This is a genomic window from Streptomyces blattellae (assembly GCF_009709555.1).
GTDB lineage: Bacteria > Actinomycetota > Actinomycetes > Streptomycetales > Streptomycetaceae > Streptomyces > Streptomyces blattellae.
The window spans coordinates 1-323 of the sequence record NZ_WJBG01000054.1 but is presented as its reverse complement, the minus strand read 5'-3'; the positions used below and the strand labels follow the sequence as shown (position 1 = coordinate 323).

The window sequence follows — 323 nt, the reverse complement described above, 5'->3', positions numbered from 1 at the left end:
GGGTGTAGCTCTTCTGCGGGGACTGGTTGAGCTGGGTTGTTGAGCCTGTGGCTGTGGTCCGTGCGGGTGTCTCCTACGGTGTCGTCACGACGTTGGGGCGGCGATGGGCTCGTTGTTCGAGGAACTGGACGCGCGGGAGGCGGCGGCCCGCTCCCGCATCGGGGAACTGCGGCAGCAGATCGTGGAGTTGACCGAGTCGCTGGAGCGCGAGGAGTCGGTGCTGTCGCGGCACTTCGCCCCGCCGAGCTCATGCTCGGCGGGGCGAAGTGGGACCAGCCCCCGAATCAGCCAACAGCGTCCGGACGATCGTCCGGGCCGGGGGC

1 pseudogene is annotated in these 323 nt (G+C 69.3%); it reads left to right on the top strand.

Annotation, left to right across the window (positions count from 1 at the left end):
• Positions 1 to 103: 103 nt before the first annotated feature.
• Positions 104 to 323: pseudogene (locus GFH49_RS39205) on the top strand (hypothetical protein); the annotation flags it as partial.